Genomic DNA, 257 nt, shown 5'->3' with positions numbered 1-257 from the left:
GCGGTTTGTCCTGGCTGTTTCGCAGTTGGGTTAAACGTATCTTTTTGTTCTTTTACTGTGATTGGAACGGTTACTTCGTCTACTGTTCCATCTGGGTACGTTACTAACGCTACTGTTGGATGATTTCCTGGTGTACTTACATCTGGATTTGTTTTCCATGTTACAGTTGTACCTTCTGGTAAGCCTGTTTTGTCTACACTGTCTTCTGCGTTTGGTGCTGTACCGTTATCCACTGTTTGTGGTTTTGGTTGTGGATT

General features: G+C 42.8%; 1 protein-coding gene. It reads right to left on the bottom strand.

Features of this window, described 5'->3' with window-relative positions:
* Nucleotides 1-257, bottom strand: a 257-nt coding sequence (locus PNO30_RS02990) for a Rib/alpha-like domain-containing protein (protein WP_271987109.1), incomplete at both ends; no start/stop codon positions are given.

It is taken from the genome of Gemella haemolysans (assembly GCF_028308085.1).
Classification (GTDB): Bacteria; Bacillota; Bacilli; order Staphylococcales; family Gemellaceae; genus Gemella; species Gemella haemolysans_D.
Note: the sequence above shows the minus strand (reverse complement) of the source record. Positions and strands in the feature narration are given on the sequence as shown.